The organism is Sinorhizobium sojae CCBAU 05684, from assembly GCF_002288525.1.
GTDB lineage: Bacteria > Pseudomonadota > Alphaproteobacteria > Rhizobiales > Rhizobiaceae > Sinorhizobium > Sinorhizobium sojae.
Map to the genome: position 1 here is coordinate 2133472 of NZ_CP023067.1, position 14901 is coordinate 2148372.

Genomic DNA, 14901 nt, shown 5'->3' on the forward strand with positions numbered 1-14901 from the left:
GTTTTACACCACCGCCGCCTGCGCCGCCGGAACATCGCCGCCTTCCGGCGATTGGAGGGAGAGATCCTGGAGATGACAATGACGAGCAAGCCTAGCACCCGATTCTTTCCCAACCGGCGCACCGTCTGGGCACACCAGGAGGAGGGGTCGTTTGAAAACCTGAAGGAAGCTGCGCTGGCGGCCGCGGCGAGCGGCACGGTTGCAAGCCTGGTGACGACGGCCGCGCTGGCGCTGCTCGCGACATCGGAGGGAAAAAGCGTATTCCAGCCGACCAACGCCACCAGCCATTGGCTCTACGGTGAGCAGGCCGGCCGCGTCAGAAAGCTGGACGCGCGCCATACGCTGCTTGGCTATGGCACGCATCATCTGTCTTCGATCTTCTGGGCCCTGCCCTTTGAAGTGTGGCTGGCCTCCGGACGCTCCAAGTCCCCCGCGACGGTGCTCAGGAAAGCCGCGCTGACTGCGACGCTGGCGGCGCTCGTCGACTATGGCTTTATGCCGAAGCGGCTGACGCCCGGCTGGGAAACGGTTTTGTCCAGGCGATCGGTCGGCGTGACCTTTGCGGCAATGGCGATCGGCCTTGCGGCGGGCGGCCTGATTTCGCGGAGGCGGCAGCCTTAGGCCGGAGATGATTTCCTCTCACTGCACCGAGCAGCCCTTCGCAGGGCCCGCGGAAAAAGCAAGCACCGCCGTCGCTTGCGGCGGTGCTTGCCCCATCATTTCTCGGGCCGCCGGTTGGCGGCGTGGTCCTGATACTGCCCGGTCTTCACGGCGTTGCCGTCGAGGCCCCGCGCGTCCGAGTGCTGCTTTTTGTCGCGGTTCGAAAGAACGTCGTTTTCACCGAGCATTTCCTGCTGCACCTCGGTCTGCGCCCCGCTTCCCGAGCCCTTGCCCTTGTCGGGCTTGCCGATATTCTTCTTGCTGGCGTGAGCCATGGCGATCTCCTTTATCCTGACATCCGGATGCGGCCGCTCAGCTTCCGGAATCCTTGTGGTGCCTGCTCTCCTGATTTTCACCTCTCAGAATGCTGCGGTCATCCTCCTCACGGGCATCGGCATGTTCGGTATCGAGGCTTCGCCCCTTGCGTTGCGCCCTGCGTAGGGCGTCGGAGCGTTTCAGCTCCGCCTCCGCGTCGAAGTCCTTGCCCGCATTGGATGTGTCCTCGCGGCCCTGAATAATGCGCTGCTGCTGTTCATGCGTCTTCCTGCCGACCATGGTTGTCGCTCCTATTTGTTGGTTCGCCCGCGCTGGGCAGGATTTGCGCCACCCTGGGCCGTGGCGTCGTTCGCCACATCACCTTCCACGGTACTGTCGCGCTTCAGGCGCTCGTAGTCGGAGGGGCTTTTGATGCCCTTTGACTGGCCGATGCCGGGGTCCTGTTTCAGGTCCTTGTCGCTCGGGCGCCGCGTCTTCGGGTGTTTGGATGTGATCATGAGACTGCCTCTCTCGCTGTCGGATCTGCCGTCTTGGAGCTTAACCGGGGCCGGCGCCTAAAGTTCCCCGAATGTCCGGGCCGGCAAGGACCCAGCCGGCCGGCGCCTTCATGCGGTCGAGGCTCTTTCCAGAGGAAACAATCTCAAGCAATCGCAGTTAGGTCCTAGACATCCATGAATGAGACAGCCGGACAGTTGAAAGGAGGTCAGCCATGAGCGCGACAGGTCTCGACGTGTTCGACAAGACCCTGCAAACCACCAATATTTGGCTCTCCGAAATCATGGAGGACCACGGACCCGACCGGAGGGTGGCATGGCACATTCTGAACGTGGTGCTGCGCGCCCTGCGTGACCGCCTGCCCCTGGAAGTGTCCGCCCATCTCGGCGCAGAGCTTCCGCTGCTCGTGCGAGGGGCGTTTTATGACCAATTCCGCCCCTCGCTCCAGCCGGACAAGACAACCCGATCGCTCGACGACTTCCTCGCGATCATCGCCGAGGGGATGAAGGACAGCAGGCCCGTCAATCCAGCGGAAGCGGCGAAATCGGTGTTTAAGGTCCTGACGCGGCATATCGACCTTGGCCAGTCGGCAAAGGTTCGCAATGCCCTGCCGAAGGAGATCCGAGCATTGTGGCCGATAGCGTCGGCGCCGCGGAATAACGGCAGCGAAGGTCTGCTGCGGCCTCTGCGCGTCTCGAAAGTCGCGCAGGGGCGGTCGGTGCCTGTCATATTCCCGTCAGCCCCCCTTTTCTTGGGGCCCGGAAAGACCTATATGACGGGTGCCGTCTTCGGCGGCTATGGCAATAAACGGGCGATGCAATAAACCCATTGGACCCGGGGGCGGTACCCGGCGCCTCCACCAAAAACCGGTCGTCTCAAGCGCTCGACCGGCTTTTGATGGGGGCGAAATAGGATCGACAAGGGCGTAAAGATCGACTTTTTGCTCGGCATTGTACCACCGTTATCGGGCTAAACTTATAGTTGCAAACGACAACTATGCTGAAGCACGTCTCGCTGCCTAACGGCGGTGCGACACTTCAAATCAAGTCCTTCCGGGTAGCACCGTAAGGCGGGGTCCGAAGGCACCTGGCAACAGAAGCCTTCACCTTCTCCCCCGCGATGAAATGGTCTATAGATGCTCGAGAATGACTCGCCATAAACGGGCGGGGCAATGGAGCACAGAAAGGCTTCCACGCATCGAACCGATGCCGAAGCCGTCTTGAATGGCTGCATGATTCGAGAGTACGACGATCGAGCCATGCCGCACGAAGAGATTGAAGAAAGACGGGGACCACATGGGCCAGGACCACATCCGCTACGATATTCTGGCGCAGGACGCGCTTCGCGGCGTCATTCGTAAGGTTTTGGCCGAAGTCGCCGCAACGGGTCACCTGCCCGGCGACCATCACTTCTTCATCACCTTCCTGACCGGCGCTCCCGGCGTTCGCATCTCGCAGCATCTCAAGGCGAAATATCCCGAGCAGATGACCATCGTGGTCCAGCACCAGTTCTGGGAGCTCAAGGTTTCGGAGACTGGCTTCGAAATCGGTCTTTCCTTCTCCGACACGCCAGAGAAGCTGGTGATCCCTTTCAACGCCATCCGCGGCTTCTATGACCCGTCGGTGAATTTCGAGCTGGAGTTCGACGTGGCCGCCGGCGAAGAGGACGAGTCGGAATCGGCGGAGATCACCGCCTATCCGGTGAGCGAAACCGACGATGCCCCTGAGGCAAACGTCGACAAGCCCGGCGACGGCCAAAAGGGCGGCGGCGCCTCTGTTGTCTCGCTCGATTCCTTCCGCAAGAAGAATTGAAATCAGGAACGAGGGAAATGGCTGGCGACGTCGTCAATCTGCGTCAGTTTCGCAAGCGCCAGGCCCGCGCCGCGAGCGAGAAGCAGGCTGAACAGAACCGGATCTCCTTTGGCCGTACCAAGGCGGAGAAATCCCTGACGAAAGCCTTGAACGAGAAGGCGACGAAGTCGCTCGATCAAGGTAGGCTGGAGACCGCTCCGTCGAGGACGCCCGGGAAAGATGAGTCCGACGGAAAAGAGCGGCCCTGATGCAGGCCGCCCCAAGAGTGCGCGGCGGTTTTGCAACCACGACATGCATTACCTTTGAATGGCTTTAGGCGCGACGCGCTTATAAGCCGTGCGTCCTTACGGACGCACAAAGGACGCTGTAGGCCTTTGAATCTACGCATCGTGCTTTCCGAAAATCGGGTTCGATTTTCGGGCCGATGCGCCAAGCCGCCCGTCCCGAAATGCGATTCTGCAGCAAGGACTTGGCTCCGCTTCCGGAATCGGGTTGCGAAGAACTTGAATCAACCTGTGAGGCAAGGAATGATCGCCAAGCATTCGGCGACGCTGCACGGACACCGCACCAGCTTCACCCTTGAAGACCCCTTTTGGCAGGAGTTGAAATCGATCGCGAAGAGCCGCGGTATTCCCTTGGCACGGCTGATTGCCGAGATTGACGACAACCGCGACCCGGAGGGCAACCTCTCCTCCGCGCTTCGGCTCTATGTTCTTGCCTGGGTCAAGAGGCGCGCAGACGCAGCGGGCCCGTCGTAAGCCTGCCGGCGGGCATTTACAGCGCCGTGCGTCCATTTAGGACGCTGCAATTCTTTGAAACTACGCATCGTGCTTTCCGAAAATCGGATACGATTTTCGGGCCGATGCGCTAGATCACGATGATTTTAAGGTCGGATCGACCTAAAATCATAAACGTGATCGATTCTAGGAAGTTAGCGCGGGCTGCGGGCGGAAAACCGCGCACAATTTTCCTCATCCCGCGCTTGCTTTATTGAACCGTGATGTCGGGCAACATCTCGAAATTGAGCCCTTGGCCGGCCGGCGGCCCCGCATTCTCCCCAGCGCCCGGCGGCGACAGGACGTCTCCTCGCTGCACGTCCTCGATCGGCGCCGCCCGTGGCTGAGATGGCGGCAGCTGCCGCATGCGCAGGCGCTCTTCCTCCGCAGCACGCCGTTCTTCAGCCGCCCGCGCTTCCGCCATGGCCTTCATCCGCGCCGCCTCTGCCGCAGCAGCCTCGCGCCGGCGCTCCTCGGCAATGGCCCGCCGCCGCTCGATCTCTCGCTTCTCCGCCTGCGCCTTGTAAAGCTGGACCTCCCGGCGCAGGCGCTGCTTTTCGAGCACGTTCGCCTGCAGCCTCTCCACGCGCCGCCGCTCCTGTTCGTAAGCCCGAAGCGACAGGAAATTCGCCAGATCGGTGACATCTAAGGAGACGCCGGGCGATTTCAGCAGGCCGGCATAGTTGATGCGCACCCGCGGTTCGGCACCGGCAAGCGCTTCGTCGCCTGGGCCAAAGGCGAGTTCGATCGCACCATTCATGCGCCCGGCCGGAAGGTCGATTGACGCCTCGCCGGTAAGCTTCGCCTTGCCGTCGGCGGCGGTGACGTTCTGCATCCGGACCGTACCGCCGGCTATGCTGAACGGCACCTTGACGCTTTCGACTACCGACTGCCCGCTGAATATCTCGTTCTCGGCGACCTTGCGGATGTTATCGGCCGAGATCTGCGTCTTCGTCGCATCGGCCACCGCCATCAGTTTCGGCAACGCCGCCGTATTGATCCCCTTGAGCGTCACGCCGCTGAAGACTGCCGTTCCCGAGCCGCTTGCCGATTGCGCCATTGCCTGCGGCGTGCCACCCGAGGCTTCCATGGCCACGGCGAGATCGAAGCGACCGGTTGCCACCGGCCCGTCCTGCCGCGTCCATCCCGCCGCAGCCAAATCGCCGCCCTTGAGGTCGAAACGCGAGCGCAGGAAGCCCGAGCCGTTGGCATTGCCAAGTTGCAGCCGTCCCGTGAGCTTGCCTCCCAGCCAGTCGCCGGTTGCCTCGCTGAGCGCCACCTCCTCGCCCTTCCATTCGAGCTTTCCACTGAAGTCGGTCACGGCGTCGTAGACGCCCGGCCAGAAACGCCTCGCCTTGACGTTGACGTTGACGTCGAGGTTCGTCCAGGCCGGCTGCGGAACCGGCGCCGTCGACAATTCGCCGGTGGAGGCATCCTGCACCTGACCGAGAATTGCCTCGCCGATCCAGCCGAAATCGAGCGCATCAAGTGCGAGTTCGCCCTGAGCCTTGCCCGGCACCCTGCGGTCGATAGACAGGGCTCCGGCAAAGCCGTTGCGGTCGGCCTTGCCTTCAACATTCAAAAGCGTGACGCGCTCCGGGTCGGACGTTATTTCCGCCGCCAGCGTCATGGGAAGGCCGCTTCCCATCTGCGGCAGGGCGATTCCCTTAAGCAGGAGATAAGGTTCAAGATCCTGGGTCTGAAGCGTCAGCTTCCCCTGCCCTTCGAAGAAATGATCGCGGGCGAGATCGACGGTGCCCTTGGCGGCAAGCGACGTCCTTTCCGTGGTGAAGGTCAGCGTGCCGTTGGCCTTGGTATCGTCCCCGCCCTGCAGCTTCACCGCGAGGATCCCGTTGGCATCCGCGTCGAACGGCAGCGGGTCGAGACCGGCTTGGCCGAGAAGAACCGGCGTCCTCGGATTCTCCAGCGTCGCCTCCAGCAGCATGTTCCTGCCGGCGAGCGCCTGGGCGACGTCCGGCGCCTGATAGCTCGCGGCGATCTTGCTGCCGTTGGCCGTGCCGATCACACCGAAGGTAACCGGCGCATCGCCTTCCTTGCTGCCGGCGGTGAGCGTCACGTCGAGAGCTGCGTCGGCGAAATACGGGCCGGCCTCCATCAGCCGGCGTAGTGCCGGATGGTCGGCCATATGCCGCCCGATCATTTGCAGGAAAGGCGTCATTTCCTCGGCTGCGAGCTTCATCTTTGCCGAAATCACCGGCTTTTCGAGACCGCCGCTCATCCGCCCGGAAAAGGCGAGCTTGGCACCGGAAAGCGCTCCGACCGCCACCCGCTCCGCCTGTAGCTGGCCATTCTTCAGCGTCAGCACCGCCTGAACATCCTCCGCCTCCTCACCGAAGGCGGAAAATCTATCGGCGGAGAGCTCGGCGGCGATCGCATGCTTGAGCAGCGTTCCCGTCGACGCATCGCCGGCAACGAGCCCGGCTAGCGCCTGTAGTGCCTCCAGGTCGATATGGTTGCCCTTGAGCTGCAGCGACAGCGACGGCTGCTGCTCCGGGAAGGACAGACGCTCTATCCTGCCCTTCAACGTCGCGGGACCCGCTGCCACCTCAAGGTTCTCGAACTGTTGGAGCGTATCCGTCAGGTTCACGGTGGCCGCGAAGCCTGCCGATTTCAGCCGGCGTATGGCCGGATCCACCGATCCTGCCAGCCAGTTGGCGAGCCCCGATGGTTGGTTCGAGGCCATGACGATGTCGCCGCGGAAAGCGCGGTCGTCGCGGAGGTTCAAGCGCCCTTTCGCCTCCAGTTGAGTGCGGCCGGGCAAGAGCGCCACGGCATCGTCGATGATCCATCCCGCACCATCCGGCCTGACGTCGAGACGCACGTCGCGAACGGTGGTGTCGCCGATGACGATCGCCGGGAGCCTGAGGCTGGCGCGGCCGGGCACCTGCGGGATCGGGATATCGGCGGCGAACGCCATCATGGTTTCCAGCCGCTGGCGGAGCGATGTCGCCGGATCACGATCGGTTTTGCCATTGCGCCCGGAACTGCCGATCCGGCTGACATCGATCTGCTGCCCGTCGGCGATCAGGAGGAATTTCTGCTCCTTGCCGGTATCGAGCGTCGCCTCGCCGGTGACGATATAGGGATCGTCCGGCGGGCCGATCTCGGAGCGGTATTCCGGCACACGAATGCTTTCATTGGTCAGCTGAAAATCGCCATTGATGCGCAGCGCTCCGCTTGCCTTGACCTCGTCGGCAGGACGGTTTTCCGTCAGCGTGAAGCGGCCGGCATAGACCGGCTTGAGATCGACGATCTTGAGCTCGCCGTCGAGCTCGACGCCGAAGGGCCGTTCGTCGGGCGTCAACTTTGCCCGGAGGCTCAGCACCCCCCTCTCGTCCACTTCATTGGTTGAAAAGGAAAAGCTGCCCGCCTCGCCGTCGAGCACCGCTCCACCTTCTATCTTCCAGGGGCCGGCGAGCGTGCGCGCCGAAACGTCGGCGGAAAGATCGGTCACCCGGCGCGTACGGCCGGTCTGCTCGTCGACGAACTCGATCTCGCCATCGACGATCTCGATCTTCTCCAGTGTCACGGTTCTGGCCGGGATCTCCGCTCGCGGGCCACGCGCCCAATCGAGCGTGCCGTCGGGCTGCAGGCGGATGCGTGCCTTGGGCCGGTCGAGCCGCATGTCGTAAATCAGGGCCTCGCCGCTCAGGAAAGGCGCAAGCTCGGCACTCATTGCGAAATGCTCGACCCGGATCAGCGGCTCGCCTCCGTCTGTCGACCCGACACGCACATCGTTGAGCGTCACCGTCGGGAAGGGAATAAGACGCGCGTCGACGCTGCCATGCACCACCACGGGCTTGCCCATGATCCGGCTTGCCTCACGCTCGAAATCGGCGCGGAAATTGGTCCAATCGATGAACAGAGGTGCGATCAGCGCCGCAAACAGCGCGACAACCAACAGGCCGCCAATGATTACGAAGATACGCGCCAGCACCGTGTCACATTCCCATCTGCTCAGGGCCCTATGCGAGCCTCTGCCTCAGGCAAAAATCTTGCCCGGATTGAAGATATCGTCGGGATCGAGCGAATGCTTGATCTGCCGCATCAGATCCACCGCCTCGCCGAGTTCGGCCGCGAGGAACGGCATCTTGCCCTGGCCGATCCCGTGTTCCCCCGTACAAGTACCATCCATTGCCAATGCGCGGCTATTCAGCCGTTCGATGAACGCCTCGACCCGCTCCACATCGGCGGCATCCTTGTCGTCGAAAACCACGCCGACGTGGAAATTGCCGTCGCCGACATGGCCGACGATCGGTGCGATCAAACCGTTCGCGGCAATATCCTCTTGCGTCGCCGCAACGCAATCGGCAAGACGCGAGATCGGCACGCAGACATCGGTCGCCAGGATGGCGGCGCCGGGCTTCAGGCTCTTCTGCGCCCAATAGGCGTTGTGCCGCGCTTTCCAGAGCCGCGCCCGCTCCTCCGGATTTGTCGTCCAGACGAAGCCTTTAGAACCGAATTCCGACGCTATTTCGGCGAAGTGGCGCGATTGCAGCTCGACGCCGTCGGCGCTGCCGTGAAACTCGACGAAAAGCGTTGGCGTCTCCGCGTAGCCCAGGCCGGAATAGGCATTGCAGGCCTTCATCTGCAGCGCGTCGAGCAACTCGATGCGCGCCACGGGAATGCCGGACTGGATCGTCAGGATCACGGCGTTGCAAGCATCCGCGATGGTCGGGAACGGGCAGACACCGCCGGAAATCACCTCCGGAATACCCTGCAGGCGCAGCGTGACCGAAGTGATGATGCCGAGCGTGCCCTCGGCCCCGACGAAGAGCCGCGTCAGATCGTAACCGGCCGAGGACTTGCGTGCGCGGTGTCCGGTGCGGATCTCGCGCCCGCCGGCAACGACCGCCGTCACCGCGAGCACATTTTCCCGCATGGTGCCGTAACGCACCGCATTGGTGCCCGAGGCACGCGTCGATGCCATTCCGCCGATCGAGGCATTCGCACCGGGATCGATCGGAAAGAAAAGTCCTGTATCGCGCAGATAGGTATTCAGTTCCTCACGCGTCACGCCCGGCTCGACGGTGCAGTCGAGATCCTCCGGATTGACCTCGACGACGCGGTTCATTCGCGACATGTCGACCGATATGCCGCCGTGCGGCGCATTGATATGGCCCTCGAGCGAGGAGCCGGTCCCGAAGGCGATGAGCGGTACGCGATGCGCCGAGGCGATCTCGACGATCTCGCGCACTTCGACGGCATCCTCGGGAAAGACGACCCCGTCCGGCAATTGCGCCGGAATATAGGTCGTGGTGTGAGCATGCTGGGCCCGGATCGCCTCTCCCGTCTGGAAGCGGTCGCCGAAGCGGGCGCCGAGAAGTGCCTTGGCCGCCGCGATCCCGCTATCGTTTCTCGCGCCCTGCTTGATCGCCTTCAACGCCACTCGTTTTCCCTTCCACCAACGCGTATCCCGGGATACGCGAGAACCGCCATAGCGGTCGAACAGCCGTGCAACCTATCCTCAATTCGACGCAGAATTAAGGAGTATGCGGCCGGACGGAACGCGACCAGCATCCGCGCCGCTTTCAGCCGGCGCCGCCGATCATCGCCGCCGTCTTCCTTCAATTCGGCCTGCAACCATACCCGGTCTTGCCGCCGCCTCCTCGGCCACTCGGCCTGGAAGCGCTTTCATTTCAATGCGCTACTGTGCAAATCGGAATCGATTTGTCCAGAAGTTCGAGCCGATTCGCGCACTGGCGGCGCCGAAATGGCCGGCGGTGATACCCGCTTGTCACAAGCTGCCCCGGAGGAGCCGACAGGGCCGCGCGTGCTATCAGCGCGAAGGTCGCTGTCGTCACTGTGAAGCGCCGCATGCCATTGTCCTCAAGGCGTGTGTCGGCTCCAGGAGACATGCGGTACGCCAAAGATGCAGCTTTTGTTTGCGGGTCCATGGGGTATCATGTCCGAAAACGGGAGAACGTATCATGTTCGGCCTGCTCGCTTTGCTCACCGCTTCCGTCTTCATTGGCGCCGCCATCTACATCAACATCGCCGAACAGCCGGCAAGGCTTCGGCTCGATCATCGGTCCGCGCTTGCGGAGTGGGTTCCGGCCTATCGCCGGGGCTTCGAGATGCAGGCTTCTCTCGCGATCCTTTCCGGCCTTCTGGGCGCCGCCGCCTGGTGGCAGACCGGCAACGCGCTGTGGGGCCTCGGCGCCGCCGTCATCATCATGAACTGGCCCTACACTCTCTATGTCATCATGCCGATCAACAAGCGCCTGGAGACGACGCCTGCGGACCAGGCGAACGGCGAAACCCGCGAGTTGATCACCCGCTGGGGCAAGCTCCATGCCGGGCGCAGCGCTCTCGGCGCCGTCGCCGCGGTCATTTACCTCGCCGCCGCCTATGCAATGATAGCCTGAAGCCGCGCTCAACCGGCCTTGGGCGCATTTTCAAGCAGGACCGCCGCATCCATCTCCTCGTGCAACTTGCGCTCTTCGTCCGCGTGAGGCCTGGTGAAGCGGGCGATCACGAGATAGGCGACTGGCGTCAGATAGAGCGTGACGACCGCCGCAAGACCCAGGCCGCCGACGAGGACCCAACCGAGTGCGGTTCGGGCTTCCGCTCCAGCCCCGCTTGCCAGCACCAGCGGCACCGCGCCGACGACGGTCGCGATCATGGTCATCATCACCGGCCGCAAACGAATATTGGCCGCATCCTCGATAGCGCTGCGCACGTCCTGCCCCCGGTCGCGCAACTGATTGGCGAATTCAACGATCAGAATGCCGTTCTTCGCCATGATGCCGACGAGCATGACGAGCCCGATCTGGCTGTAGATGTTCAGCGTGTTGCCGGTCAGGATCATCGCGAAGACGGCGCAGGCAAGCCCGAGCGGCACCGTCGACATGATGATGATGCCGCTGACGAAGCTCTCGAACTGCGCCGCCAGAACCAGGAAGATGATGACGATCGCAAAGCCGAAGGTGATGAAGAGGCCGCTGGCGTTCTCGTCGAGCGTCGCCGCCTCCGCAAGCGGCATCAGCCGCGAGCCGGGTGGCAGGAGCGGCTCGGCCATTTCCTCCACCATCGCCAGGGCTTCCCCGAGCGCCAGGTCGTCTTTCAGGCCGGCCGAAAGCGAGACCGCACGCAACTGGCTCTCGCGCGAGAGCTGCGGCGCCACGGCCTTCTCCTCGACGGTTGCGATCGTCGACATCGGGACGATGCGGCCGTCCCCGGTCTTGACGAAGATATTCTGTAGATCCGTCGGATCGTTGAGCGGCGTCGTCGAAGAGAGCAGCTTGACCGGGTAGGACTCGCCCTCCACGAAGATGTCGACGACGCTGCTGCCGTCGAGCATGGCCGGCAACGCCCAGGCCAGGCCGCTGATGTCGACGCCAAGGTCGGAGGCCCGCTCGCGATCGATCGTCACCGACAATTGCGCCTGGTTGGCCTCATAGTTCAGCCGAACGTTCTCGAACCGGCCGCTGTCCTCGATCGCGCGCACGAGTTTCGCCGCCGCATCGCCGAGCTTCGTGTAGTCATTGCCGACGAGCGCCACCTGAAGGCCGCTGCCGGCGCCGCGAATGCCGAGGCTGTTCGACTGGATCGTGAAGGCGCGGACGGAGGGTATGGCGGCCGTCGCCTTGTTGATATCGGCGACGATCTGCTGTTGCGTGCGCTCGCGATCCTCCCAGGGCGTCAGCCTCAAGACCATGAAGCCGCTATTGGCCGAACCACCCTGCCCGGAAATCGAGAATACGTTGCCGACCTCGCCCGATTTCACAAGCGGCTGCAGCGCATCCTCGATCCGCCGCATCTGCGCCTGCGTGTATTCGAGCGAGACGCCCTGGGGCGCGTTGACCCTGAGCATCACCAGCGAGCGGTCCTCGGAGGGCGTCAATTCCGATTTCAGCGTCAGGAAACCAGTTGCACCCGCCGCGGTGAAGAAGGCGGCCACGACGAAGACGACGAGCGGCGCGTTGAGGCAGGACCGGAGCGTTGCCCGATAGAAGGCGGAAGCGCGGGCGCCGAAGCGGTGCATGAAACCATGATGTGCATGCCCCTCGCTCGTCAGCATGCGCGACGCCAGCATCGGGCAGAGCGTCAGGGAGACGAAGGACGAGAGGAGCACGGCGAAGGCAAGCACGAAGCCGAACTCGCGGAAAAGCCCGCCGGTCTGCCCCGGCAGGAAGGAGAGCGGCACGAAAACCGCCGCCAGCGTCGCGGTGGTCGCCAGCACCGCGAAGAATACCTCAAGCGTGCCGTGCACCGCCGCCGCCCGCGGTCCGAGCCCGCCGGCCCTCCGCCGCACGATATTCTCGAGCACGACGATGGCATCGTCCACGACGAGGCCGGTGGCGAGCACGATCGCAAGCAGCGTCAGGATATTGATCGAGAAGCCGGCGAGATAGACTGCCGCAAGCGTCCCTATCAGCGCGATCGGCATTGTGATCGTCGGGATCAGCGTTGCCCGCCAGTCGAGCAGGAAGAGATAGATGACGAGCGTGACGATGGAGATCGCAACCATGAGCGCGATCTCCACCTCGTGGATTGCGCCATTGATGAAGATCGCATCGTCGCTCGTTACCTGCAGATCGGTTCCCTGCGGCAGGATATCCGACGAGATCGTATCGACCACTCTGCGGACGCCCTCCGATATGTCGAGGGTGTTCGATTGCGCCTGGCGAATGACGCCGAGGCCGATGCCTTGGCGGGCGTTGGAACGCAAGGCTGAGGTGCCCGTGTCCGGACCCAGCGTCACCGTCGCCACGTCGCCGAGCCTGACATTGTCGCCGAGGATCAGGTTTTCGAATTGCTCGGGCGTCTGCAGGTCGGCCGTTGCCCGGACCGAGATGTCCTGGCTCGAACTCGTCAGCGACCCCGCCGGCACGTCATAGGAAGCGGTGGCGAGAGCCTCGCGCAGGTTGGCGACGGTAATGCCGCGCCCGGCAAGCTTGGCCTGGTTCAGGTCGATGCGGAAGATCTTCTCCTGCTCGCCATAGACGGTAACGTCGGCAACGCCCTCCACGGCCGCCAGCCGGTCGCTGATCTCGTTCTCGACCAGAAGCGTCATGTCTTCCATCGACATCGTGTCGGAGGTCAGCGCCAGGCGCATGATCGGCTGGCTGTCCGAATCCGCCTTTACGATCCGCGGCTCGTCGGCATCGTCCGGCAGCTGGTTGGTGATGCGGCCCAATGCGTCGCGCACGTCGTTGGCGGCCTGGCCGATATCGGTCGTGTCGGAGAAATCGAGCGTGACGCGGCTGCGGCCAAAGGAAGACGTGGACGAGATGCCCTTGATGCCCTGGACGCGGGAAACAGCGCCTTCGATGACCGAGGTGACCTCGCGGTCGATCGTTTCAGGGGACGCTCCGTCGAAATTCGTCGTCACCGAGATGACGGGCTGGTCGACTTGGGGCAGTTCGCGAATTTCGATGCCGTTCCAGGCGGCAAGACCTGCCACCACGATCAGCATGTTGACGACGAGCGCAAAAATCGGACGCCGGATGAAAAGCGCGGTAAAACCGGTCTTCCCACCCTCTCCCGCGCCTGGCAATCCTCCGGGATGACCGCCGAAGCCGATGTTCATTGCGCCTCTCCCGCCACCTTCTGCTCCGGTTCGGCCGGGGCTTCGCCGGCAATCCGCACCGTGCCGCCGTCGCGCAGCCGCTGCACACCCTCCGTCACGACGCGGTCGCCCTCGGCGAGCTTGGCCTCGACGAGAACCGTGTCGGAGTTGCGCTGGATGATCCTGATCGGCACACGCTCGCTCTTGTCGCCCTGGATCCGCCAGACATAGGCCCCTTCCGAGCTCCATTGGATCGCCAGCGGATCGACGGTCGGATAGCGGTCGCCGTCAAAGGCCATGGTGACCGAGAACGACATGCCGGCGCGCAGCATGTCGTCCGGGTTTTCAATTCGCGCCCGCACTCGGAGCGTTCGGCTCGCCTGGTCGAGGCGGTTGTCGATCGCATGGATGACGCCGTCGAGCGGCCGGCCGGGCTGGGCGATCGCGCTCGCGGTCACCGGCTGGCCGACGAAGATCTTGCTGGCGAAACGTTCCGGCACCCAGAAATCAACGAGGATTTCGGACCGGTCGTCGACGACGGCAATCGGCGTCGATGTGGTGACGTAATCCCCGATATTGACCGTGATGATTCCGACCATTCCCTTCGAAGGGGCAACGATGTCGCGGCGCTTGAGATCGAGTTCCGCCGTGTTCAACGCCAGCTCGGCCGCCTGCAGCGCGATCTCCGCGTCACGCACGTCGACCGCCGTCACGACGCGGGCGCTGCCGAGATTGCGGTAGCGCTCAACCTTTTCGCGGGCGCTGTCGCGGGCCAGCCGCGCCTGTTCGGCGGCGATCATCTGCTCGTCGCTGTCGAGCCGCGCGATCACCTGGCCCGCCTCGACCCGGTCGCCGGACCGGACGATAATCTGGGTGAGGTTGCCGGTTGCCGCCGGCGTCACGGTGACGGATTGGATGGCCTCGCCGCTGCCGATGACGTTCAGCCTGTCGTTGGCGACTGCCGTGGCGGCGGGCTTGACCACCACCAGAGCCGCCCCGCCCGGGCCGCCGCGTCCGCCCTGGCCGCGCCCGCCATTGCCTTGGCCGCCCCCTCCGTCGCCGCCCTGCGGAGGCGACAGCGCATCGATGAGAGGGTGGGAAACCCCGATCGCCGCCAGCGTTTCCCCCGCACCGGGGGCAAAACGTATCCAGGCAGCGCCCCCGACGACGAGAACGACGAGGCTGACCGCGAGTTGCTTCCAAAAGCGCATCCATGTCTCCGATTTATGTGCACGCGACCGCGCGGTGCGCACCGGGAGGAACGTTCCGAGTTGTCGTGAGTATGGTTGTTCGCGCGCCCTCGGGCAATCTCGGAACGCCAATCATTACGCAATTGTAATGAAAGCAA

General features: G+C 63.5%; 12 protein-coding genes, 1 other RNA gene and 1 pseudogene. 7 read left to right on the forward strand and 7 right to left on the reverse strand.

Features of this window, described 5'->3' with window-relative positions; genetic code table 11:
• Positions 1-78: 78 nt before the first annotated feature.
• Positions 79-621, forward strand: coding sequence for a hypothetical protein (locus SJ05684_RS10540; RefSeq protein ID WP_244426585.1), 543 nt, complete (start codon positions 79-81; stop codon positions 619-621).
• Between the two features lie 95 nt (positions 622-716).
• On the opposite strand, the gene SJ05684_RS10545 is transcribed toward SJ05684_RS10540, so the two are convergent.
• From SJ05684_RS10545 to SJ05684_RS10555, 3 genes are read right to left on the reverse strand one after another with little or no spacing between them, the layout of a single operon-like run.
• Positions 717-935, reverse strand: coding sequence for a hypothetical protein (locus SJ05684_RS10545; protein WP_034851093.1), 219 nt, complete (start codon positions 933-935; stop codon positions 717-719).
• Between the two features lie 37 nt (positions 936-972).
• Positions 973-1215 (reverse strand): hypothetical protein, encoded by a 243-nt coding sequence (locus tag SJ05684_RS10550; protein ID WP_034851095.1) that lies wholly within the window; start codon positions 1213-1215, stop codon positions 973-975.
• A gap of 11 nt (positions 1216-1226) precedes the next feature.
• Positions 1227-1433: a hypothetical protein gene (locus SJ05684_RS10555; protein WP_034851096.1), complete on the reverse strand. Its 207-nt coding sequence runs from the start codon at positions 1431-1433 to the stop codon at positions 1227-1229.
• 212 nt (positions 1434-1645) lie between these two features.
• Between SJ05684_RS10555 and SJ05684_RS10560 the strand changes: the two are divergent.
• From SJ05684_RS10560 to SJ05684_RS10580, 5 genes and pseudogenes are all read left to right on the forward strand, one after another.
• Positions 1646-2068 (forward strand): annotated as a pseudogene (locus SJ05684_RS10560) (DUF2267 domain-containing protein); the annotation flags it as partial.
• 105 nt (positions 2069-2173) lie between these two features.
• Positions 2174-2538: a transfer-messenger RNA gene (ssrA, locus tag SJ05684_RS10565) on the forward strand.
• Positions 2539-2726: 188 nt separating this feature from the next.
• Entirely contained in the window at positions 2727-3242 is a 516-nt protein-coding gene (locus SJ05684_RS10570; protein ID WP_034851098.1) for an SspB family protein, read from the forward strand.
• 17 nt (positions 3243-3259) lie between these two features.
• Entirely contained in the window at positions 3260-3490 is a 231-nt protein-coding gene (locus SJ05684_RS10575) for a DUF4169 family protein (RefSeq protein ID WP_034851100.1), read from the forward strand.
• 279 nt (positions 3491-3769) lie between these two features.
• Positions 3770-4000, forward strand: a complete 231-nt coding sequence (locus tag SJ05684_RS10580) for a ribbon-helix-helix domain-containing protein (protein ID WP_085938965.1) — start codon at positions 3770-3772, stop codon at positions 3998-4000.
• A 229-nt stretch (positions 4001-4229) separates the two neighbouring features.
• Here SJ05684_RS10580 and SJ05684_RS10585 read toward each other — a convergent pair whose 3' ends face one another.
• The gene (locus SJ05684_RS10585; protein WP_034851104.1) at positions 4230-7976 is read right to left on the reverse strand and encodes an AsmA family protein; all 3747 of its coding nucleotides are present in this window, start codon (positions 7974-7976) and stop codon (positions 4230-4232) included.
• Between the two features lie 45 nt (positions 7977-8021).
• On the reverse strand, positions 8022-9428 hold the full coding sequence (locus tag SJ05684_RS10590) for an FAD-binding oxidoreductase (RefSeq protein ID WP_034851105.1): 1407 nt from the start codon (positions 9426-9428) through the stop codon (positions 8022-8024).
• Between the two features lie 541 nt (positions 9429-9969).
• Between SJ05684_RS10590 and SJ05684_RS10595 the strand changes: the two genes are divergently transcribed.
• Positions 9970-10407 carry an anthrone oxygenase family protein gene (locus tag SJ05684_RS10595; RefSeq protein WP_034851107.1) on the forward strand — a complete coding sequence of 146 codons (438 nt, stop codon included), beginning with the start codon at positions 9970-9972 and terminating at the stop codon, positions 10405-10407.
• A gap of 8 nt (positions 10408-10415) precedes the next feature.
• Here SJ05684_RS10595 and SJ05684_RS10600 read toward each other — a convergent pair whose 3' ends face one another.
• Together SJ05684_RS10600 and SJ05684_RS10605 are read right to left on the reverse strand one after the other, a co-directional pair.
• Positions 10416-13574, reverse strand: a complete 3159-nt coding sequence (locus tag SJ05684_RS10600) for an efflux RND transporter permease subunit (RefSeq protein ID WP_050979909.1) — start codon at positions 13572-13574, stop codon at positions 10416-10418.
• On the reverse strand, positions 13571-14764 hold the full coding sequence (locus tag SJ05684_RS10605) for an efflux RND transporter periplasmic adaptor subunit (RefSeq protein WP_034851108.1): 1194 nt from the start codon (positions 14762-14764) through the stop codon (positions 13571-13573). Before SJ05684_RS10605 ends, SJ05684_RS10600 begins: the two co-directional genes overlap by 4 nt.
• Positions 14765-14901 lie beyond the last annotated feature (137 nt).